Raw genomic sequence first — 521 nt, forward strand, 5'->3', positions numbered from 1 at the left:
TCCTTGGTGACCGACAGGAAGTGGTGCGGGTTGGAGGCCGCACCGATCGCGTCGGCGGCGATCTTGATGTTGCCATCGGTGCCGTTTTTGAAGCCGACCGGGCACGAGAGGCCCGAGGCCAGTTCGCGGTGCACCTGGCTTTCGGTGGTGCGCGCGCCGATGGCGCCCCAGGCGACGAGGTCGGCGATGTACTGCGGGGAGATCACGTCGAGGAACTCCACGCCGGCCGGCAGGCCGAGCTTGTTGATATCACGCAGCAGGCCGCGCGCCACACGCAGGCCCTTGTTGATGTTGAAGCTGCCGTCCAGGTCCGGATCGTTGATCAACCCCTTCCAGCCCACGGTGGTACGCGGCTTTTCGAAGTACACGCGCATGACGATTTCCAGCTCGTCAGCAAAGGCATCGCGCAGCGGCTTGAGGCGCTGGGCGTACTCGATGGCGGCGACCGGATCATGGATCGAGCACGGCCCGATCACCACCGCCAGGCGGTCGTCGCGGCCGTGCAGGATCTCGTGCAGGGC

Annotated in this window: 1 protein-coding gene; it reads right to left on the reverse strand. The window is 66.2% G+C overall.

Annotated elements, in window-relative coordinates:
• Positions 1–521 (reverse strand): 3-deoxy-7-phosphoheptulonate synthase (locus tag ACXJKJ_RS32190; RefSeq protein WP_457395820.1); only part of this gene is annotated, 521 nt, incomplete at both ends.

The sequence above is a fragment of the Roseateles sp. P5_E1 genome (assembly GCF_054049335.1).